Origin of the sequence: uncultured Martelella sp., from assembly GCF_963677965.2 — a bacterium.
Taxonomy (GTDB): Bacteria; Pseudomonadota; Alphaproteobacteria; order Rhizobiales; family Rhizobiaceae; genus Martelella; species Martelella mangrovi.
In genome coordinates this window covers 167,472-187,690 of the sequence record NZ_CAXXFM010000001.1, presented here as the reverse complement: position 1 = coordinate 187,690, position 20,219 = coordinate 167,472, and the positions used below count along the sequence as shown (strand labels likewise).

Sequence of the window (20,219 nt, the reverse complement as noted above, 5' to 3'; positions counted from 1 at the left end):
GGCCTTCCACCCGTCCGAAAGAGACCATGACATGAGTGAATTCAAGCCGCAAATCTTCTCCGGCGTACAGCCGACCGGTAATCTCCATCTCGGCAATTATCTCGGCGCATTGCGCAAGTTCGTTGCGCTGCAGGACCAGATGGACTGCATCTACTGCGTTGTCGACATGCATTCGATCACCGCGCAGCTCGTCCATGACGACCTGAAAGGCCAGACGCGCGCGATCACGGCGGCTTATCTTGCCGCCGGTATCGATCCGGAAAAGCATATCGTCTTCAACCAGTCCGCCGTGCCGCAGCATGCCGAACTGGCCTGGATTTTCAATTGTGTGGCCCGGATCGGCTGGATGAACCGGATGACCCAGTTCAAGGACAAGGCCGGCAAGGACCGCGAAAACGCTTCGCTCGGCCTGCTGGCCTATCCGAGCCTGATGGCGGCCGACATTCTGGTCTATCGTGCCACCCATGTGCCGGTTGGCGATGACCAGAAGCAGCATCTTGAACTGACCCGCGATATCGCGATGAAGTTCAATCTCGATTTTGCAAAGAAGATCAAGGAGATCGGCAAGGGTGTTGACATCACCGTGGGCGATCAGCCGGTGCATGCCTATTTCCCGATGGTCGAGCCGCTGATCGAGGGACCGGCGCCGCGTGTCATGAGCCTCAAGGATGGCTCGAAGAAGATGTCGAAATCCGATCCATCGGATCTGTCACGCATCAACCTCACTGATGACGCCGAAACCGTCGCCCGCAAGATCCGCAAGGCCAAGACCGACCCGGACGCGCTGCCGAGCGAAGTCGATGGTCTGAAGGGCCGTCCCGAGGCCGACAATCTCGTCGGTATCTTTGCTGCCCTTTCCGACCGGACAAAGGCCGATGTCCTTGCCGAATACGGCGGTCAGCAGTTCTCGCAGTTCAAGCCGGCGCTGGCCGAACTGGCCGTTTCCGTGCTCTCGCCGGTCAATGCCGAGATGCGCCGTCTGATCGCTGATCCGGCCCATATCGATGCCGTCCTGAAGGACGGATCGGAACGGGCAGGGGCCATCGCCGAAAAGACGATGAAGGATGTTCACGAGATCGTCGGTCTTCTCTGACGCTTGTTTTTGCGTCATCTGTGTTATGATGCCGTGTTCGGACTGCTTGCAGGGGCGTTCGCCGCAACGGTGTATCGTGCCCGGTCCGGCGTTTGGGCGCCGGGCTTTTTGAGCGGTACCGTGCCGGATAATTGGAGTTTCGAAAACATGGTTTCCAAACGACTTTCCGGCGAAGCCGGACATCGCCGAAAATTCATGGCCATTGTCGACGATACGCCGGAATGCAGCCGCGCGGTGCGTTATGCCGGGCGGCGCGCCAAGAATTCCAATGGCGGGCTGGTGCTCTGCTATGTGATCCCCGAACATGATGTCCAGCAGTGGATCGGCGTGCAGGAGTTCATGCGCGCCGAAGCCCGCGAAGAGGCCGAGGCGATTGTCAACAAGGCGGCCGAGGCGGCGCGTGAGTCCATCGGCGTAGAGCCGGAAATCGTCATCCGTGAGGGTGATCGTTCCGACGAAATCAACGCCGTGGTCGAGGACGACCGCGATATTGCCATCCTGGTTCTGGCCGCCGGTGCGGCCAAGGACGGGCCGGGGCCGCTGGTCTCGCTGCTTGCAGGCCGTGGCAAGGCCTTTACCATTCCCGTGACCGTTCTACCCGACGGGCTGGACGATGCCGATATCGACGCGTTGTGCTGACGCCCTTGCGGTTGAGCGTCAAAGCGCCGATATAAAGGGCAAAGCGCCCGATACGACAAGATTTGGAGATGAGAATGTTCATCCAGACCGAAACGACGCCGAACCCGGCGACCCTGAAATTCCTGCCCGGCAAGGTGGTGATGGAAAGCGGCAATGCGGATTTCCGCTCTGCCGATGATGCGATCGTCTCGCCGCTCGCGACCCGGCTTTTTGCCGTGCCCGGCGTGGAAGGTGTGATGTTCGGCTATGATTTCGTCGCCGTCACCAAGGGCGATGCCGAATGGCAGCATCTCAAACCCGCCATTCTCGGCGCCATCATGGAGCATTTCATGTCCGGTGCGCCGGTCATGGCCGGTAATGCGCCACAGGTGGAAGACGATGACGGCGAGGAATTCTTCGATGATGGCGACGAGACCCTCGTTGCCACGATCAAGGAACTGCTGGAGACCCGTGTGCGTCCGGCCGTCGCCCAGGACGGTGGCGATATCACCTTCCGCGGCTACCGCGAGGGAACGGTGTTTCTCAACATGCGCGGCGCCTGCTCGGGTTGCCCGTCATCGACGGCGACGCTGAAGCATGGCGTCCAGAACCTGCTGCATCACTTCGTGCCCGAAGTGGAGCATGTCGAAGCCGTCTGACAAAGGCTTTACGGCGGTTCCAAGGCGGTTCTGAAAGGTCCGGAATGCTGATACTGGCGCTCGATACGGCTCAGGCGGATTGCGCTGCATGCCTTTTCGATTCCGAAAGCGGCACGGTGCTGTCGCGCAACGTCGAGACGATCGGCAAGGGCCATGCCGAACGGCTGATGGCGGTGATCGACACGACGCTGCAGGACGCCGGACGCGCGCCTGCGGGGTTTGACCGGGTGGCGGTCAATATCGGCCCGGGCTCGTTTACGGGCATCCGGGTCGGGGTTTCTGCCGCGCGCGCATTCGCGCTGGCCACAAAGGCCGAATGCGTCGGCGTGTCCGCCCTGGCCGCGATTGCCTTTCAGGCGCAGGCCTTTGCCGGCGGCCATGCTGTGCTGGCCACGATCGATGCCCGCCGCGGCGAGGCCTATGCCCAGGTTTTTGCCGCTGACGGCAAAGCGCTGACCGCGCCAGCCGCTTATGCCTATGAGGCACTTGACGGCCTGATGCGCGATTATCAGGCCGTCGCTTTCGGCAGCGGCGCTGCGGCCGCAGGGCTTGAGACCGGTGCCGATGTGGTGCAGGCTGACATTGAATCGATCGCACGGCTTGGTGTTGAAGCCTTGCCTGGCGCGCCGGTAAGCCCGCTTTATCTGCGCGCGCCCGATGCCAAGCCTCAGAGCGGCTTTGCCGTTGCCCGTCGCTGACGACCGGATTTGCCATGCTTCCGTTTTTGAAACGACCGCCGGAAATCGACCTGTTCCCGTTGGCTGACGAGCATCTGGGTCTGGCCGCCGATATTCACCGCAGGCGGTTTAGCCATGCCTGGAGCGCCGGCGAGCTGCGCAGGCTTCTGGGGCAGAAACCGGTTTTCGGCCACATTGCCCGGCATATGAACAGGGTGATAAACCCGCCGGCGTCCGGCTTCGTTCTGGCGCGCAGTGTTGGCGAGGAATCGGAAATTCTCACCCTTTGCGTCGGTCCGGATTATGTCCGCAATGGCGTGGGCTGGCGGCTGATGGTGGCGACCATGCAGGAGGCCCGCACGCGCGGTGCGGCCTATATGCTGCTGGAGGTCGATAGCCAGAATGACGCCGCACTCGGTCTTTATCGCAAGCTCGGTTTCTTTGAAGTGGGCCGCCGCAAGGCCTATTATGCACATGATGACGGAACCCGTTCGACCGCGCTTGTCTTGCGGCGCGATCTCGGATAACCCGAAGTCGAAGACGGTATTCTGGAGGTTGCCGGTGCGCCCGGCCGGTAGGGTAAATGACGGATCTGCCGAGAACACTTGAGGAAATCTGTGCCGAACGCGGCATGCGCATGACCGAACAGCGCCGTATTGTCGCGCGCGTTCTGCAGCAGGCGCAGGACCATCCCGATGTCGAGGAACTCTATAACCGCGCCGCCGGCATTGATTCGCGGATTTCGATTTCGACCGTCTACCGCACGCTGAAGCTTTTCGAGGATGCCGGGATCATCGCGCGCCATGATTTTCGCGATGGCCGTTCGCGCTATGAGACCGTGCCGGAAGAACATCATGACCACCTGATCGACCTGAAAAGCGGTGTGGTGATCGAGTTCCAGTCCCCGGAAATCGAGGCCTTGCAGGAGCGCATCGCGCGTGAATACGGCCTCAAGCTCGTGGATCATCGGCTGGAACTCTACGGCGTTCCGATCAAGGGCCGCAGCGAGTGATTGCCGGCACTCATCCGGCGAGCCGGAGGTTGTTCGGGCGATGATCTGGCTGCGTTATGCCTATGTCGCGCTTGCGCTGTTCCTTGCCACGGTGATTCTCTCGCCCCTGCAGATCCTGGCGCTCTGGCGCGGGTGGAGGCTTGCGCGCAAAATGCCGCGTTACTGGCATATGGTTGCCTGTTTCGTGCTGGGTATCCGCATTCACGTCCATGGCGAGATCGAGACGCAGCGGCCGCTGATGCTGTCGGCAAACCACACCAGCTGGCTCGATATCATCGTGCTCGGGCGGGTTGCCGATGTCGCCTTCATCGCCAAGTCGGAAGTGCGCTCATGGCCGATCTTCGGCCTTTTTGCACGGCTGCAGAATTCGGTGTTCATCGAACGGGCCGACAAGCGCGGAACCGGCCGTCAGATCAACTCGATTGCCGAAAGGCTGGCTGCCGGCGAAATCATCATCCTGTTTCCCGAAGGCACGACATCCGACGGTAATCGTCTGCTGCCGCTGAAATATTCGCTGTTCGGCGCGGCTTCGAGCGCGGTACCGTTCTCGCCCGGCGGCACGGTCCACGTCCAGCCGGTCGCCGTGGCCTATACCGGTATTCAGGGCATGCCGATGGGTCGTTTCAAGCGTTCTGTCGTATCCTGGCCGGGCGATGTCGAAATGCTGCCGTCGCTTGCCGGGGTCATCAGGGCGCGGGCGCTCGATGTCGATGTCTGTTTCGGCGAGAGCGTGACCTTCGAGGCGGGAACAAAGCGCAAGCAGGCCGCGGCTAAGGTTGAAGAGCGCATGCGCACGCTTCTTGCCGAACGGCTGAGCGGGCGCTGAAGGCATATCGAGGCCTTGCCTGCTCACGCATTTTTTCATTTTCTCCAAGGCGAAACCACGTTAAAAGGCCCGCCATGACACAGGAAACGACGACATTGACCCGGCAGGACGCGCCTGCAACCAATCAGCGCAAGGTGTTCATCAAGACCTATGGCTGTCAGATGAATGTCTATGACAGCGAGCGCATGGGCGAGGCGCTGGCCGCCGACGGCTATCAGCCGACCGAGGTGATCGAGGATGCCGATCTGATCCTGCTCAACACCTGTCACATCCGTGAAAAGGCGGCTGAAAAGGTCTATTCCGCGCTCGGGCGCTATCGCGAACTGAAGATTTCGCGTGAGCGGGAAGGGCGGGAAACCCTGATCGGCGTTGCCGGCTGTGTCGCCCAGGCAGAGGGCGAGGAAATCCTGCGCCGTGCGCCGGATGTCAATGTGGTTATCGGCCCCCAGACCTATCACCGGCTTCCCGATGCGTTGCGCCGCGCCAAGTCCGGCGAGCGCGTGGTCGATACCGAATACGCGGTCGAGGACAAGTTCGACTACCTGCCGAAGAAGGAACGCGGTTCCCGCCCGAAGAATGTTTCGGCATTTCTGACGGTGCAGGAAGGTTGCGACAAGTTCTGCACCTTCTGCGTGGTGCCCTATACGCGCGGCGCGGAAATTTCCCGCTCGCGCAAGCAGATCGTCGATGAGGCAAGGCGGCTTGCCGAAAACGGCGTGCGCGAAATCACGCTGCTCGGCCAGAACGTCAACGCCTGGCATGGCGAGGGGCCGGATGGCGCGGAATGGGGGCTTGGCGCGCTTCTGTTCGACCTTGCCGCCGTCGATGGTATCGACCGGTTGCGCTACACCACCAGCCATCCGCGCGACATGGACGAGACGCTGATGGCCGCCCACCGGGAGCTGCCGGAGCTGATGCCCTATCTGCATCTGCCGGTTCAGGCCGGTTCCGACCGTATCCTGAAAATGATGAACCGTCGTCATACGGCCGAGGAATATCTTGCGCTGATCGAGCGCATTCGCGCGGCCCGTCCGGATATCGCCCTGTCGGGCGATTTCATTGTCGGTTTTCCCGGCGAGACGGAAGAGGATTTTCAGGCGACGCTCGATCTCGTTGAAAAGGTGCGTTACGCGCAGGCGTTTTCGTTCAAATATTCGCCCCGTCCGGGCACGCCCGGCGCCAAGCTTGGCGGTCAGGTGCCGGAAGCCGAAAAATCCGAACGGCTGCAGAGGCTGCAGGCGCTGCTGTCCCGCCAGCAGCTTGAATTCGCGCAGTCGCGGATCGGCATGGAAATGGATATTCTGCTCGAAAAACCCGGCCGCAATCCCGGACAGCTGGTCGGCCGTTCGCCGTGGCTGCAATCGGTGGTGATCGATGCCGGTGATGCTGCCGTCGGCGATATGGTGCGTGTCAAAGTGACGGATGCCAGCGCCAACAGTCTGGCGGCGGTCCGCCTCGGTTGATCTGTGACAGGGCGGTGAAATCTTGGGCCGTGTCTGAAATGTGCTTCACAAAGTGCAGATTCGCGTTTAGCCTTTCTCCATGAAGAGAGATTGGCGAATAAAGACTCACATTTCTGCCGCTTTACCTCTGTCGTTGACCGAACGATTTCCTATGTATCGCAACAAGGACGCTGCGCATGTCAGGCTCGTGCTGGCAGGCGGCGTTATTTGCTTTTGACAAGGAGCCGGACCGCTTGAACGCTACTGAAATGGTTGCAAAGCATGAAATCCAGTCAGGGCCTGCCGACGAGGCCAGCCATTTTGTCCTGACCTTCGAGAACAACCGCCATGCCAGCGAATTGTTCGGCCAGTTCGACGAACATCTGAAATTGCTGGAAAAACAGCTTTCCGTGACGGCTGTGCCGCGCGGAAATGCGGTGGCGCTTTCCGGCTCGACGCTTGCCACGCATCAGGCAAGGCGGGCGCTTGATTATCTTTATGAGCAGCTGCAGAAAGGCGTTCAATTGGAAAAATCCGATGTCGAGGGGGCGATCCGCATGGCACAGGCTGCCGACGATCAGCTGACCCTGCCGACGCTGGAGCGCAAGGCCCGGCTTTCCATGTCGCAGATTTCGACGCGCAAGAAGTCGATTGCCGCGCGTACACCGGCGCAGGATGCCTATATCCGCGCGATGGAGCGCAATGAGCTGGTCTTCGGCGTCGGTCCGGCGGGAACCGGCAAGACCTATCTGGCCGTTGCCTATGCCGCCCAGCTTCTGGAGCGCGGGGCGATTGAAAAGATCATCCTGTCGCGCCCCGCCGTGGAAGCGGGCGAGCGGCTCGGCTTCCTGCCGGGCGATATGAAGGAGAAAGTCGATCCCTATCTGAGGCCGCTTTATGACGCGCTTTACGACATGATCCCCGGCGAACGGGTGGAGCGCGCGATGACGGCGGGTGTGATCGAGATTGCCCCGCTTGCCTTCATGCGCGGACGCACGCTGACCAATGCGGCGGTTATTCTGGACGAGGCGCAGAACACCACATCGATGCAGATGAAGATGTTCCTGACCCGTCTTGGCGAGAATTCGCGCATGGTCGTGACCGGCGATCCGAGCCAGGTCGACCTGCCGCGCGGCGTCAAGTCCGGCCTTGTCGAAGCACTTTCCGTGCTTGACGGCGTGGAAGGGGTTTCGACCAACAGATTCACCGACAAGGATGTTGTCCGCCATCCGCTCGTTGCCCGCATCGTTGCGGCCTATGAGGGGCGTCTGGTGCCATCCACCGGCGGCGATGACGACTGACGATGCGTGAATTCGACTATCAGGTCAGCCGGGAAGCCGATGGCTGGCCCAGCGAGGAAGCGCTTGAGGCTTTTGTTGCACGTGTGATAAGTGCAGCAGGCGATTATCTGGCAGAGGTTGAAGGGCAGCCCTTTCCTCAGCCCGCGCCGGAACTGTCGCTGGTGTTTGCCGATGATGCGACCATTCGCGACATCAATGCTGAATGGCGGGACAGGGACAGCGCCACAAATGTGCTCTCCTTTCCGGCCTTTCCGGTCGCTCCCGGCGAGATGCCGGGGCCGATGCTCGGCGATATCGTGATTGCCTTTGAAACGGTTGCGCGCGAGGCCGAGGCGCTCGAAAAGAGCTTTGACGATCATCTGACCCATCTTCTGGTGCATGGATTCCTGCATCTTTTGGGTTATGATCATATCGAAAACGACGAAGCGGAGGTTATGGAGGGGCTGGAGACTCGCATTCTTGCCACACTTGACCTATCTGATCCTTATCAGGGCAGTGACCCTCTCTAACGCCTAAGGAACGATGAACCAGCAACAGACAGTGCCGCTAGCAGACAGCGGTCAGGATGCCGAAGACGGCTCCACACTCGACGAGCCCAACAGTCCGGTCTCGGACAAAAATCCTCAAAAACATGTCGGCTCGCCGCTGCGGGGCCTTTTGCTGCGCTTCAAGCGCAACGGAAACGGCTCTTCGCGCCTGCGCGAGGATCTGGAAGATGCGCTTTCGACCGAGAGCGCAGGCGACAATGATTTCTCGCCCGAAGAACGGGCGATGCTCAACAATATTCTCCGTTTCCGCGAGGTGCGGGTCGAGGACACGATGGTGCCCCGCGCCGATATCGACGCGGTCGAGCAGGGAACCACGATCGGCGATCTGTTGCTGATTTTCGAAAACTGCGGCCATTCGCGCATGCCGGTCTTCTGCGAAACGCTGGATGACCCGCGCGGCATGGTGCATATCCGTGACCTGCTTGCCTATCTGTCCAAGCAGGCACGCGGCCGCCGGCGTGCGCGGCCGGCAAATGCGCGGGATGCGGCCAAATCGGCTTCGGCCAGAAACGCGGAGGTCAAACCGACCGAGCGCCACGCGAAACCGCAGCAGAACCCGCTCGATCTCGGCAAGGTCAATCTCGACAAGACGGTCGCCGAAGCCGGCATCATCCGGCCGGTGCTGTTCGTGCCGCCGTCGATGCTGGCGTCTGATCTGTTGCAGCGCATGCAGGCCGGTCGCACCCAGATGGCGCTCGTGATCGACGAATATGGCGGCACGGACGGCCTCGTTTCCCACGAGGATATCGTGGAGATGGTGATCGGCGAGATCGACGACGAGCATGACAGCGAGGAGGCGATGTTTACGCGCGTCTCCGAGGATGTGTTCCTGGCCGATGCCCGCGTCGAGCTTGAGGACATCGCGGAAGCCATCGGCCCGGATTTCGAGATCGGCGAACATGGTGACGATGTGGATACGCTTGGCGGCCTGATCTTCTCCGCCATCGGCCGGATACCGGCGCGCGGCGAGGTGATACAGGCGTTGCCGGGGTTCGAGGTGCATATTCTCGACGCCGATCCGCGCCGTATCCGCCGTGTCAGGGTGCTGCGCAAGCGTGGTCCCGCCCGCCGCCGTTCGGCCGCAGCGGTGCGCACCGGAACACCCGGCCCGGATGAGCCGCGCGAGGCAGAACCCGTTGATGCGTTGCCCGCCGACGATACCGTGATCGACGAGCGCTCGGAGGGGTGAGCATCGGGCGGAATGTGCCATTGACGAATAGTGGAAATCCGCTGACGCGGCTTTCCGGCTATCTTCGGAAACTGAATATCTGGCAGTGCCGGCTCGTCCTTTTCGTCTGCGGGGCGGTGGCGACCTTTGCGCTGGCGCCGTTCGGCATGATGCCGGTCATGTTCGTGGCCATGCCTGTCTTGGTGTGGATGATGGACGGGGCGCTGGCCGGTGCCGCAACGTTGCGTCAACGTCTGCTTTCGGGTTTTGCCTGCGGCTGGTGGTTCGGCTTCGGTTATTTCGTCTTCGGTCTGTGGTGGCTCGGTGCCGCACTGTTGAAGGATGCCGGCCTTTATGCCTGGGCGCTTCCGCTGGCTGTTGTCGCCTTTCCGGCTGTGCTGGCCGTTTTTTACGGGCTGGCCGGGGCGCTGGCTGCGCTGTTTTGGGCAAGGGGGCCGCTGCGGCTTGTCGCTCTTGCCGTTGCGCTGGTTGCGGTTGAGTGGCTGCGCGGGCACGTGGCGAGCGGGTTTCCGTGGAACGCCATTGCCTATACCGCGATGCCGAGCCCGGTTTTCATGCAGTCGGTGCGCCTGACGGGGCTTTATGTGATGGGCGGTTTTGCCGTTTTCATCTTTGCCGCGCCGGCCCTTCTTGCCGACCGGCGGGGGCGTCTGGCCGGGCTTTCGCTTGCCGTGCTGCTTGTGATGATCGATCTCGGCTATGGCTGGTATCGCCTCGATACAGCCGAGCCAGTCGCGGAGAAAACCGTCAATTTTCGGCTTGTGCAACCGGCTGTCGGCGATGAGGCATGGCTGAGCGAAGAGGGGCGGGCAGAGATCTTTGCCAGGCTTTTGGCGCTTTCCTCTGAAGCAGGTGAGCCGGGAGCGCCGCAGCCGGATGTGATTATCTGGCCCGAAAGCACCCTGCCGTACCTGCTGGAGACGCGGCCTGATATTCGCACCGCCATCGGCGAAATGCTGAAACCCGGCCAGGCGCTTGTCCTCGGGGCGGCCCGTCTTGCCGGACGCAAGCCTGACGGCTGGCCCGAATTCTACAATGCGATCTATGTTCTCGATGACAACGGCCAGACGGTTTCCATCGCCGGCAAGACGCATCTGGTCCCCTTCGGCGAGTATCTGCCATTTTCCGACTTCTTCAGGTCAATCGGCCTTGAGGCGCTTACAAGGCTACCCGGCAGCTATGTGCCCGCCGAAAACCGCCAGATGCTGGTTTTGCCCGACGGGCTGAGCCTGTTTCCACTGGTCTGTTACGAGGCCAGTTTTCCGCGTCTGACAACCGGCCAGACCGCTCAGACATCGGCCCTGCTCAACCTTACCTATGACGCATGGTTCGGTCGTACACCGGGGCCATATCAACACTTTGCCCAGGCGCGGATCAGGGCGGTGGAAACAGGGAAAAAATTGATTCGGGTCGGGGAAAACGGTGTTACCGCTGTCATTGATTCGCGCGGAAAAATTATCCGGCGGCTTCCTTTCGACGAACCCGGGGTAATGGACGTACCGGTTGCGTTACCTTGGATTGTACCCCCGGAGATAGACGACAAAAAACAATCCTAAAGTGTATAAGCTCTATTTCATTAGGTGGTGTTTATTCATCCCATGGTTTTATATTTTACGCGTAATTGACCACAATACCCCAAAATTGCATAGTGAAAGCGCTTGGCTTTCAACTAGGGCTTTTTATCGCCCAACTCTGATGGTTGCAGATGCTCTGTCCGAGTCAGGCTCGGAAGTCAGTTGTAAAGCTGCTAAAAGTAGGATGAGAAATGACAGAAAACAAAAAAAAGCCGAACCCCATCGACATTCATGTCGGGAGTCGGATCAGGTTGCGCCGTACCATGTTGGGCATGAGCCAGGAAAAGCTTGGTGAAAGCCTCGGAATTACATTCCAGCAAATCCAGAAATACGAAAAGGGCACCAATCGCGTCGGTGCCAGCCGTCTTCAGAACATTTCGACGATCCTGAATGTTCCGGTGTCCTTCTTCTTCGAAGATGTGCCCGGTGATCAGGGGGCGAATGCATCGGGGATGGCCGAAGCGTCGAGTTCCAGCTATGTGGTCGACTTCCTGTCGTCCTCGGAGGGGCTGCAGCTCAACCGCGCATTTGTGAAGATTGGAGACGCGAAAGTACGTCGCAAGCTGGTGGACCTGGTCAAGTCACTGGCGGCCGAAGCGGACTGAGGCTTCGAAGCGTCTGAAACAAAAACAGCTCGGAAGGCTGCCGCGGCTGCCTTTCGGGTGTTGTTTTGTGCGCAATTCCGGGAATTTTTTAGCGATATAAAGATATATTTATATTGTTGTGCGCTTGTCATTTTGCGGTTAAGCGTCTAACAAATTCGGGCTAATTTCTATGTGGGGAATCCCGATGCGCACCAATTATTTCTTCACCAGCGAATCCGTTTCCGAAGGACACCCTGACAAGGTCTGCGACCGGATTTCCGATGAAATCGTGGATCTGATTTACCGCGAAGCGGTCAAGACCGGTGTCGACCCGTGGTCTGTACGGGTGGCCTGCGAGACGCTTGCCACAACCAACCGGGTCGTGATTGCCGGTGAGGTGCGGTTGCCGCCGAGCCTGATGAAACTGGACAAGCACGGCAACGAGATCGTCAATCCCTCGCGTTTCAAGTCCGCCGCGCGCCGCGCGATCCGCAATATCGGCTATGAGCAGGATGGTTTTCACTGGAAGACCGTGCGCATTGACGTTCTTCTGCATGCGCAGTCGGCGCATATCGCCCAGGGCGTGGACAGTTCCGCCGACAAGCAGGGCGACGAAGGCGCGGGCGACCAGGGCATCATGTTCGGTTTTGCCTGCCGCGAAACGCCGGAACTGATGCCGGCGCCGATCTATTACGCCCATCGCATCCTCCAGAGGCTTTCGGAAGCCCGCAAGGCGGGCGAGGGCGATGTTGCGCTTCTCGGCCCGGATGCCAAGAGCCAGGTGACGGTGCGCTACCACAACGGCAAGGCAGCCGAGGTGACATCGCTTGTACTGTCGACACAGCATGTCGATGAAAGCTGGGATTCCCACAAGGTCCGCAGCGTCGTCGAACCCTATATCCGCGAAGCGCTTGGCGAACTGCCGATCGCCGACGAGTGTGTCTGGTACATCAACCCCACCGGCAAGTTCGTCATCGGCGGCCCGGACGGCGATGCCGGTCTGACCGGCCGCAAGATCATCGTCGATACCTATGGCGGTGCGGCCCCTCATGGCGGCGGCGCGTTCTCCGGCAAGGACACGACCAAGGTGGATCGGTCCGCTGCCTATGCGGCGCGCTACCTTGCCAAGAACGTCGTGGCCGCCAATCTTGCCGAGAAATGCACGATCCAGCTGGCCTATGCCATCGGTGTCTCTCAGCCATTGTCGATCTATGTCGATCTGCATGGCACCGGAAAGGTGAAGGAGGAGGATGTCGAAAGGGCGATCCGCGCGACCATGGATCTGTCGCCGTCGGGCATTCGCCGCCACCTCAACCTCAACAAGCCGATCTACGCCAAGACCTCGGCCTATGGCCATTTCGGGCGCAAGGCAGGGCGTGACGGTTCGTTCTCCTGGGAGCGGCTCGATCTGGTGCGGCCGCTGAAACAGGCGTTGAAGAACTGATCTGCTGCCGTGAGCGATAACAGCCAACATCAGGCCGGCAAGGCTTTTTTCGGACGTCGCAAGGGAAAACCCCTGCGCGACAGGCAGGCCCGTAATCTCGCGGAAGTGCTGCCGGCACTGGCGCTCGACCCGCACGGGAGCGCGCTGCAGGACCCGCGAGCGCTCTTTGCCGCAGAGGTCGGCACGGTGCGTCTCGAGATCGGTTTCGGCGGTGGCGAACACCTTCTGCACCGGGTTCGCGAGAACCCGGAGATCGGGTTCATCGGCATCGAGCCCTTCGTGAATTCGATGGCAAAGCTGCTGGGGCAGGTGGAGGGAAGCGAGCCGCCGAACCTCAGGCTTTACGACGACGACGCCGTTACCGTTCTCGACTGGCTGCCGGATGCCTCACTCGATCATATCGATCTGCTTTATCCCGATCCGTGGCCCAAGCGCCGCCACTGGAAGCGCCGTTTCGTGTCCAGCGTCAATCTCGACCGGTTTTATCGTGTGCTGAAGCCCGGCGGACGGTTCTGCTTTGCCTCCGACATTGATTCCTACATCAACTGGACGCTGCTGCATTGCCGTGATCATGGCGGCTTTGACTGGCAGGCGCGGTCATCGGAAGACTGGCTCAGGCCTTATGAAAACTGGCCTGGAACGCGCTATGAGGCCAAGGCGCGCAGGGAAGGGCGTTCGAGCGCCTATCTGACATTCGTGAAAGTCTGATCCGGCGTTTTGTCGCCTGCGTCAGTGCAGTGTCACGGTCTTCAGGTCTTCTTCCATGGCCTTGAAGAAAATGCTGGTGCGGTTTTCGGTCAACAGCAGCAGCGTCCCGTCTGCCCGAAACAGCGCCCAGAGCTTTTCTGCCGATTCCAGCCTTTCCGCATCGGGAAACTGGCGAAGCGCTTCTTCCCGGTCAAATGCGCGGAAATAGCCAAGGTGGCCGGCGCCGAAGGCGGCGAGCTGATCGGTTTCGAAAGCGGTTGCCGCGGACGGAAATTTCATGGGAACGGGCGCCTTTGTCTTTTCGCTGTGATGTCGGCACAGGCGCTGGAAATATTGTCTTCCCAACGACCTGCCTGCATGTTTCAAAGGCTATTGTGAAACCGAAATCTTAATTTTTCGTACCTCTTGCGGCCGTCTGGCGATGTCGATTGCGAGAAGGCCGCGATCGAGTTTTGCGCCGACAACCTCCATCCCGTCCGCCAGTGCGAACTGCCGGCGGAACTGGCGCCCGGCAATGCCGCGAAACAGGTATTCGCCGTCTTCCCGTTCTTCGCGATTGCCGCTGACCACGAGAATATTGTCCTGTGCGACGGCATCGAGTTCGCTCTCATCGAAACCGGCAACCGCGAGCGTGATCCTCAGGAAAATGCCGGCCGGTTCATCGGGAAACCATTCGACATCAAAGGGCGGGTAACCGGATGCGCCCTTGAGTGCAGCGTCCTGCGCACGGTTTTCCAGCATCGTCGGATTGATACGCAGGTCGATTCTCGGCATTGGGCTGCTCCGGTCCTTGTTCTTGCGATATGGGGCATCGACACAAGCGTCGCAAGACCGCGTCGGCTTGACAAGTGCAGGACCAGTCGCCATTCACCAATTGGTATTTCACCAGGGCAGAGACGGACATCATGAGCGCACGAAAAATCATCATCGACACCGATCCGGGGCAGGACGACGCTGCGGCGATCATGCTGGCGCTGGCCAGCCCTCAGGAGCTCGATGTTCTCGGCATCACGGCTGTTGCCGGCAATGTGCCGCTGGCGCTGACCGAGCGCAATGCGCGCATCGTGTGCGAATTGTCGGGGCGGCCGGATATGAAGGTGTTTGCCGGCTGCGACCGTCCGCTGCGCCGGCCGCTGGTCACCGCCGAGCATGTGCATGGCAAGACCGGTCTTGACGGTCCCGAGCTTGACGCGCCGGCGATGCCGCTGCAGGCGATGCACGCCGTTGATTTCATCATTGAAACCCTGAAGAGCGAGCCGGAAAATACCGTCACGCTTTGCACACTCGGTCCGCTGACCAATATCGCGACGGCCTTCGAAAAGGCGCCGGAAATCGTCGGTCGAGTGCAGGAAATCGTGATGATGGGCGGCGGTTATTTCGAGGGCGGCAATATTTCGCCGTCGGCCGAGTTCAACATCTATGTCGATCCGGAGGCCGCCAAAGCCGTATTCGCCTCCGGTATTCCGATCGTGATGATGCCGCTTGATGTGACCCATCAATTGCTCTGCCTGAAGGAACGTGTCGACAGGATTGATGCGATCGGCCGGCCGGCGGCGCAGGCCATGGCCGCAATGCTGCGCTTTTACGAGCGCTTCGACCTGGAGAAATACGGCTCGGACGGCGGGCCGCTGCATGACCCGTCGGTAACGGCCTATCTGCTGAAGCCGGAGCTGTTTTCCGGGCGTCACTGCAATGTCGAGATCGAGACCGTTTCGGAGCTCACGCTCGGCGAAACCGTCGTCGACTGGTGGCATGTAACCGATCGCAAGCCGAATGCGCTGGTGATCGGCAAGGCCGATGCGACCGGCTTTTTCGCGTTGCTGACGGAGCGGCTCGCTCGTCTCTGACCGGACGGGTGCCCGCTGTTACAGCCGTTTGGCGACGTCGTCAGCGGTCGGGATCGAGGGCTGGGCGCCGGGTTTGAGGCAGGCCAGGGCGCCGGCGACCGAAGCGCGGTGGGCCGCAGCCTCGAACGAAAGCCCCTGTTCCAGGCCGCTGGCAAGATAGCCGCAAAATGTATCGCCCGCGCCGACTGTGTCGACGGGGTCGATTTTCAGCGCATCGATCTTGAAGAAAGCGCCTTCATGCATGGCGATGACGCCGTCGCCGCCAAGGGTGATCACCATGGTCTGGCCCGTGCGGTCGTGATGGGTTTTCAGCATCGCGATCCGGCCTTCGCTGCCGAGTTCTTCCGCACCGACAAGGCGTTCGAACTCGGTTTCATTGGCAATGACGATATCCGCCAGCGCGGCAAGTTCGGCGGCCTGCGGTGTCAGCGGCGCGGTGTTGAGAACGGACGTCACGCCCTTCTTGCGGGCGGCTTCCAGTGCAGCGCGGATGGCCGGCGCCGGAATTTCAAGCTGCAGCATCAGAATATCGCCCGCCGACATGCGTTCCACGGCCGCCCGGGCGTCATCTTCGCTCAGCGTGAAGTTGGCCGCGGCATTGAGCACGATGACGTTTTCGCCGTCGCCGCCGACAAGGATCGTCGCCGTGCCGGTTGCTCCGTCGGAGATCTTGAGCGCCGACAGGTCGACGCCGGCATCGGCCAGAAGTGCGGTTGCCGGTGTGGCGAATTCATCGCTGCCGACCGCGCCCACCATCGCCACATCCGAACCGGCGCGGCGGGCGGCCAGCGTCTGGTTTGCGCCCTTGCCGCCGGGAGCGGTCGAAAATGAAAGCCCGGCCACGGTTTCGCCCGGTTCCGGCAGGCGCTCGGTGGTGCTGATGAGATCCATGTTGATGGACCCGAAAACCGTGATCATGGCAATGTCTCCTCGCATCGTGTTGATGGCGGCGAAGGCAATCCCGTCGCCAAACGCCGTTTTCAGCGGTTTTATTGCCAAGTTGCGGCAATGACAATCAATCCTCGTCGACGACGCGCAGTTTCATGCGCCCGACGCCGGACGTGGTCGGATCATCTGCCTCTTCGGGAGTAGACGGATTGTCATTCCTGTCTGCTGCCGGGTCTGCCCGGGTTTCGAATTCAAGCGCACCGATCCGTTCGCCGCGCCGGGCAATTTTTCCGGTCGAGACCCGGATCTGTTCGACATCCTGCCGGGCCTGCGAGAAATGGCTGTTGAGCTTTTCCACGCGCTCGTTCAGCCGGCCGAGATCGCCGATCAGATGCGCGACCTCGCCCTGAATCAGATGGGCCTGTTCGCGCATGCGCTGGTCCTTCATGACCGCCTGCACCACCTGGATGGACAATAGCAGCAGTGTCGGCGAAACGATCACCACGCGGGCTGCATGGGCGCGCTGAACGTTTGCCTCGAAATGTTCATGGATATCGGCGAAGATCGATTCCGACGGCACGAACAGGAAGGCAGTATCCTGAGTCTCGCCGGGCAGCAGGTATTTGCCGGAAATATCGCGAATATGGGTGTCGAGGTCGCGGCGGAAGCGCTGGCCGGCGGCGCGTTTCGCGTCATCGTCCTGCGCGTCGCGAAATGCGTTCCAGGCCTCCAGCGGAAATTTGGCGTCGATCACCAGCGGCGGCGCGCCATTGGGCATGTCGACCACACAATCCGGCCGGGTTCCGTTTGAAAGCGTGGCCTGAAACCGGAATGTGCCCGCCGGCAGGGCATCGGCGATGATTGTCTCCATGCGTCCCTGTCCGAAAGCGCCGCGGGTCTGCTTGTTCGACAGGATTGCCTGCAGCCCGACGACGTCCTTGGCGAGCGACTGGATATTGTTTTGGGCTGCATCGATCACCGCCAGCCGCTCCTGCAGGCGGCGCAGGTTCTCGTGGGTGGTCTGGTGCTGCTGATGCAGGGTGGAGCCGATTCGCCGCGACAGGCCGTCGAGACGGGTGCCGAGCGAGGCATCGAGCTCCGCCTGCCGGTTGCCGAAAAGCTCGGCCATGGTCGCCATCCGGCCCTGCATCTCCGTCTGGGCGCGGACCAGATTCTGCAACTCGCGTTCCAGTGTGTCCGCGCGCCGGCCCGTACCCCGCCTGAACGCCGTAATGACGATGGCGGCGAGGAGTGCCAGCAGGACGGCGACACCGAGGCCGATCATGCCGGGCCCGGCTGTCGCGATTTCATGTGCCAGTCGTTCCATCCGCGCTGTTCCTTCCGTCCGGGGAGACTAGCATAAATCGACGCCTTGAAAAGATCAAAACGTGAACATATCTGAGAATGGCGTGGATCGCAATGAACGGTGGCTTTGGGCGAAACGAAACCGTTTCTTCTTTGCCAAACTTGCGCTAAGGGAAACGCATGACGACGATGCCTTTGATAATTCTGCCGGACCCGCTGCTTCGCAAGGTCTCCGAACCGGTCGAGCGTGTAGACGACGACCTGAAGAAACTTGCTGGCGACATGCTGGAAACCATGTACGAGGCGCCCGGTATCGGGCTGGCCGCGATACAGGTCGGCGTGCCCCGGCGCATGCTGGTGGTCGATGTCACCAGCAAGGGCGAAGATGAAGATGGAAACGCCCCGGAACAGGAGAGAGAAAAAAATCCTCTTGTTGTGATCAATCCGACCATTCTTTCCTCTTCCGACGAACGCTCGGTTTATGAGGAGGGGTGCCTTTCGATCCCCGAATTCTTTGCCGAGGTCGAGCGTCCCGCAAGCGTGCGGGTGGGCTATACCGATCTTGACGGCAAGCAGCAGGAAATCGAGGCCGACGGCCTGCTTGCGACCTGCCTGCAACACGAGATCGACCATCTGGATGGCGCCCTGTTCATCGACTATCTCTCGAAACTGAAGCGCGACCGGGTGATCAAGCGGTTTGCCAAGGCGGCGCGGCAGCAAAAGCTGTAGGCTGCGGCCGGCAGCTTGCCCACAGAACTGTGAACATCGCGAAAGGACGGACAATGGCGCTCAGGATCGTTTTCATGGGAACGCCCGATTTTGCCGTTCCGACCTTGCGGGCGCTGTGCGAGGCGGGACATGAAATCGCCTGCGTCTACACCCAGCCGCCGCGCGCGGCCGGCCGGCGCGGCCTTTCCGAGGTCAAGTCGCCGGTTCATCAGGCCGCCGAACTGCTTGGCCTTGAAGTGCGCACGCCCTTCAATTTCAAACAGGACGAAGAGCGCGCGGCATTTTGCGCGCTTGATGCCGATGTTGCCGTGGTGGTCGCCTATGGTCTGATCCTGCCGGAAGCGGTTCTTTCGGGAACCCGTCTCGGCGCCTATAACGGCCATGCCTCGCTGCTGCCGCGCTGGCGCGGCGCGGCCCCGATCCAGCGCGCCATCATGGCCGGCGACAGCGAGACCGGCATGATGGTCATGCGTATGGACAAGGGTCTTGATACCGGCCCCGTCGCGCTGACGGAAAAAGTCGCCATCGGCGCGAACATGACCGCCGGAGACCTCCACGATCAGCTGATGCTGAAGGGCGCGAAGCTGATGGCCAAAGCCATGGCAAAGCTGGAAAACGACGACCTGCCGCTGACCCCGCAGGCCGAAGATGGCGTGACCTATGCGAAGAAGATCGACAAGGGCGAAACCCGGATCGATTTCACACAGCCGGCAGAGGCGGTGCACAATCACATTCGCGGGCTTGCCCCTTTTCCCGGCGCCTGGTCCGAGATGCCGACGGAGCGGCGGGCCGAGCGCGTGAAGGTCCATGAAAGCCGGATCGGCGAGGGCAGTGGCCCGGCGGGAACGGTTGTTGACACAACACCGCTCACCATCGCCTGCGGCACAGGCGCCGTCTGCCTGACACGGCTTCAAAAGGCCGGCGGCAAGGTGCTTTCGGCTGAGGATTTTCTGCGCGGCAATCCGCTTGCCCCCGGCACGGTCCTGTCCTGATGCCGCGCTACCGTCTCACGGTCGAATATGATGGCACGCCCTATGTCGGCTGGCAGCGGCAGGCGACGGGGCGGTCCGTGCAAAGTGCGCTGGAGGAGGCGGTGAAGGGCTTTTCCGGTGAAGATGTGACGATCCGCGGCGCGGGGCGCACCGATTCCGGCGTTCATGCGCTCGGCCAGGTCACCCATTTCGATCTGGGCCGGGAATGGAGTGCGTTCACCCTGCTCAATGCGATCAACGCCCATCTGCGTATCGCCAGGGACAGTATTGCCGTAACGGAGGTGGTGCCGGTCGACGATGATTTCGACGCGCGGTTTTCCGCCCTCAAGCGTCATTATCTCTATCGCATCATCAATCGCAGGGCCCATCTGGCGGTCGATCACATGCGCGCCTGGTGGGTGCCGCGCCCGCTTGACCACGAGGCCATGCACGCCGCCGCGCAAAGGCTTGTCGGCCGTCATGACTTTACCACCTTCCGCTCGGCGCAATGCCAGGCGAATTCGCCGGTGCGCACGCTGGACCGGCTCGATGTGACCCGCACCGGCGAGGTGATCGAAATCCGGGCCTCGGCGCAGAGTTTTCTGCACAACCAGATCCGCTCCTTTGCCGGCACGCTGAAACTGGCCGGCGAGGGCAAGATGAGCGCCGATGATGTTGCAGCCGCGCTTCAAGCCCGCGATCGCAGCGCCTGCGGAACCGTGGCGCCGCCTGAGGGGCTTTATTTCATGCAGGTGGACTATCCGTGATTGCCGGTGCCTAGCGACTTGCATCCGACGCGGATTT

At 61.0% G+C, this 20,219-nt stretch carries 23 protein-coding genes; 19 read left to right on the top strand and 4 right to left on the bottom strand.

Annotated elements, in window-relative coordinates; translation table 11 throughout:
• The first annotated feature begins 31 nt into the window (after positions 1 to 31).
• The 15 genes from trpS to ACHZCU_RS01010 all read left to right on the top strand — a co-directional run bounded on the left by trpS (position 32) and on the right by ACHZCU_RS01010 (position 13,675).
• The gene (gene trpS / locus ACHZCU_RS01080) at positions 32 to 1,093 is read left to right on the top strand and encodes a tryptophan--tRNA ligase (protein ID WP_319517312.1); all 1,062 of its coding nucleotides are present in this window, start codon (positions 32 to 34) and stop codon (positions 1,091 to 1,093) included.
• Positions 1,094 to 1,240: 147 nt separating this feature from the next.
• Positions 1,241 to 1,732: a universal stress protein gene (locus tag ACHZCU_RS01075; RefSeq protein ID WP_106311840.1), complete on the top strand. Its 492-nt coding sequence runs from the start codon at positions 1,241 to 1,243 to the stop codon at positions 1,730 to 1,732.
• A 74-nt stretch (positions 1,733 to 1,806) separates the two neighbouring features.
• Complete coding sequence (locus ACHZCU_RS01070; RefSeq protein ID WP_106311782.1) at positions 1,807 to 2,370, top strand: NifU family protein; 564 nt, start codon at positions 1,807 to 1,809, stop codon at positions 2,368 to 2,370.
• 44 nt (positions 2,371 to 2,414) lie between these two features.
• Entirely contained in the window at positions 2,415 to 3,068 is a 654-nt protein-coding gene (gene tsaB, locus ACHZCU_RS01065) for a tRNA (adenosine(37)-N6)-threonylcarbamoyltransferase complex dimerization subunit type 1 TsaB (RefSeq protein ID WP_319517311.1), read from the top strand.
• 14 nt (positions 3,069 to 3,082) lie between these two features.
• Positions 3,083 to 3,574, top strand: a complete 492-nt coding sequence (locus ACHZCU_RS01060) for a GNAT family N-acetyltransferase (RefSeq protein WP_319517310.1) — start codon at positions 3,083 to 3,085, stop codon at positions 3,572 to 3,574.
• A gap of 56 nt (positions 3,575 to 3,630) precedes the next feature.
• On the top strand, positions 3,631 to 4,059 hold the full coding sequence (locus tag ACHZCU_RS01055; protein WP_106311773.1) for a Fur family transcriptional regulator: 429 nt from the start codon (positions 3,631 to 3,633) through the stop codon (positions 4,057 to 4,059).
• Between the two features lie 40 nt (positions 4,060 to 4,099).
• A complete protein-coding gene (locus ACHZCU_RS01050) occupies positions 4,100 to 4,885 on the top strand; it encodes a 1-acyl-sn-glycerol-3-phosphate acyltransferase (RefSeq protein WP_319517309.1) in 786 nt (261 codons plus the stop codon).
• A 74-nt stretch (positions 4,886 to 4,959) separates the two neighbouring features.
• Positions 4,960 to 6,348, top strand: a complete 1,389-nt coding sequence (gene miaB, locus ACHZCU_RS01045) for a tRNA (N6-isopentenyl adenosine(37)-C2)-methylthiotransferase MiaB (RefSeq protein ID WP_319517308.1) — start codon at positions 4,960 to 4,962, stop codon at positions 6,346 to 6,348.
• A gap of 248 nt (positions 6,349 to 6,596) precedes the next feature.
• Positions 6,597 to 7,628 carry a PhoH family protein gene (locus ACHZCU_RS01040; RefSeq protein WP_106311764.1) on the top strand — a complete coding sequence of 344 codons (1,032 nt, stop codon included), beginning with the start codon at positions 6,597 to 6,599 and terminating at the stop codon, positions 7,626 to 7,628.
• 2 nt (positions 7,629 to 7,630) lie between these two features.
• Positions 7,631 to 8,137 carry an rRNA maturation RNase YbeY gene (gene ybeY, locus ACHZCU_RS01035; RefSeq protein ID WP_106311761.1) on the top strand — a complete coding sequence of 169 codons (507 nt, stop codon included), beginning with the start codon at positions 7,631 to 7,633 and terminating at the stop codon, positions 8,135 to 8,137.
• A 13-nt stretch (positions 8,138 to 8,150) separates the two neighbouring features.
• Positions 8,151 to 9,365 (top strand): hemolysin family protein, encoded by a 1,215-nt coding sequence (locus tag ACHZCU_RS01030; RefSeq protein ID WP_319517307.1) that lies wholly within the window; start codon positions 8,151 to 8,153, stop codon positions 9,363 to 9,365.
• Positions 9,366 to 9,385: 20 nt separating this feature from the next.
• Positions 9,386 to 10,921 carry an apolipoprotein N-acyltransferase gene (lnt, locus tag ACHZCU_RS01025; RefSeq protein ID WP_319517306.1) on the top strand — a complete coding sequence of 512 codons (1,536 nt, stop codon included), beginning with the start codon at positions 9,386 to 9,388 and terminating at the stop codon, positions 10,919 to 10,921.
• Between the two features lie 209 nt (positions 10,922 to 11,130).
• Positions 11,131 to 11,544 carry a helix-turn-helix domain-containing protein gene (locus ACHZCU_RS01020; RefSeq protein WP_319517305.1) on the top strand — a complete coding sequence of 138 codons (414 nt, stop codon included), beginning with the start codon at positions 11,131 to 11,133 and terminating at the stop codon, positions 11,542 to 11,544.
• Positions 11,545 to 11,728: 184 nt separating this feature from the next.
• Positions 11,729 to 12,967 carry a methionine adenosyltransferase gene (gene metK / locus ACHZCU_RS01015; protein ID WP_319517304.1) on the top strand — a complete coding sequence of 413 codons (1,239 nt, stop codon included), beginning with the start codon at positions 11,729 to 11,731 and terminating at the stop codon, positions 12,965 to 12,967.
• A gap of 9 nt (positions 12,968 to 12,976) precedes the next feature.
• Positions 12,977 to 13,675 carry a tRNA (guanosine(46)-N(7))-methyltransferase TrmB gene (locus ACHZCU_RS01010; protein WP_319517303.1) on the top strand — a complete coding sequence of 233 codons (699 nt, stop codon included), beginning with the start codon at positions 12,977 to 12,979 and terminating at the stop codon, positions 13,673 to 13,675.
• A 21-nt stretch (positions 13,676 to 13,696) separates the two neighbouring features.
• Here ACHZCU_RS01010 and ACHZCU_RS01005 read toward each other — a convergent pair whose 3' ends face one another.
• Positions 13,697 to 13,954: a DUF1150 family protein gene (locus ACHZCU_RS01005; RefSeq protein WP_319517302.1), complete on the bottom strand. Its 258-nt coding sequence runs from the start codon at positions 13,952 to 13,954 to the stop codon at positions 13,697 to 13,699.
• A gap of 90 nt (positions 13,955 to 14,044) precedes the next feature.
• On the bottom strand, positions 14,045 to 14,449 hold the full coding sequence (locus ACHZCU_RS01000; protein WP_106311710.1) for an Hsp20 family protein: 405 nt from the start codon (positions 14,447 to 14,449) through the stop codon (positions 14,045 to 14,047).
• Between the two features lie 128 nt (positions 14,450 to 14,577).
• Here ACHZCU_RS01000 and ACHZCU_RS00995 point away from each other — a divergent pair, with 128 nt between their 5' ends.
• Positions 14,578 to 15,522: a nucleoside hydrolase gene (locus tag ACHZCU_RS00995; RefSeq protein ID WP_319519722.1), complete on the top strand. Its 945-nt coding sequence runs from the start codon at positions 14,578 to 14,580 to the stop codon at positions 15,520 to 15,522.
• A gap of 18 nt (positions 15,523 to 15,540) precedes the next feature.
• Here the strand turns inward: ACHZCU_RS00995 and ACHZCU_RS00990 are convergent, their stop codons facing one another.
• Together ACHZCU_RS00990 and ACHZCU_RS00985 are read right to left on the bottom strand one after the other, a co-directional pair.
• A complete protein-coding gene (locus ACHZCU_RS00990; protein WP_106311834.1) occupies positions 15,541 to 16,440 on the bottom strand; it encodes a ribokinase in 900 nt (299 codons plus the stop codon).
• Between the two features lie 97 nt (positions 16,441 to 16,537).
• Positions 16,538 to 17,737, bottom strand: coding sequence for a DNA recombination protein RmuC (locus ACHZCU_RS00985; protein ID WP_319517301.1), 1,200 nt, complete (start codon positions 17,735 to 17,737; stop codon positions 16,538 to 16,540).
• 158 nt (positions 17,738 to 17,895) lie between these two features.
• Between ACHZCU_RS00985 and def the strand changes: the two genes are divergently transcribed.
• Genes def through truA form a run of 3 tightly spaced genes read left to right on the top strand, consistent with a single transcriptional unit; the run spans position 17,896 to position 20,182 of the window.
• Positions 17,896 to 18,444, top strand: coding sequence for a peptide deformylase (gene def / locus ACHZCU_RS00980; RefSeq protein ID WP_319517300.1), 549 nt, complete (start codon positions 17,896 to 17,898; stop codon positions 18,442 to 18,444).
• Positions 18,445 to 18,497: 53 nt separating this feature from the next.
• Positions 18,498 to 19,436: a methionyl-tRNA formyltransferase gene (gene fmt, locus ACHZCU_RS00975; RefSeq protein ID WP_319517299.1), complete on the top strand. Its 939-nt coding sequence runs from the start codon at positions 18,498 to 18,500 to the stop codon at positions 19,434 to 19,436.
• Positions 19,436 to 20,182: a tRNA pseudouridine(38-40) synthase TruA gene (gene truA / locus ACHZCU_RS00970; protein ID WP_319517298.1), complete on the top strand. Its 747-nt coding sequence runs from the start codon at positions 19,436 to 19,438 to the stop codon at positions 20,180 to 20,182. The genes fmt and truA overlap by 1 nt, the downstream gene beginning before the upstream one ends.
• The last annotated feature ends 37 nt before the right edge of the window (positions 20,183 to 20,219 follow it).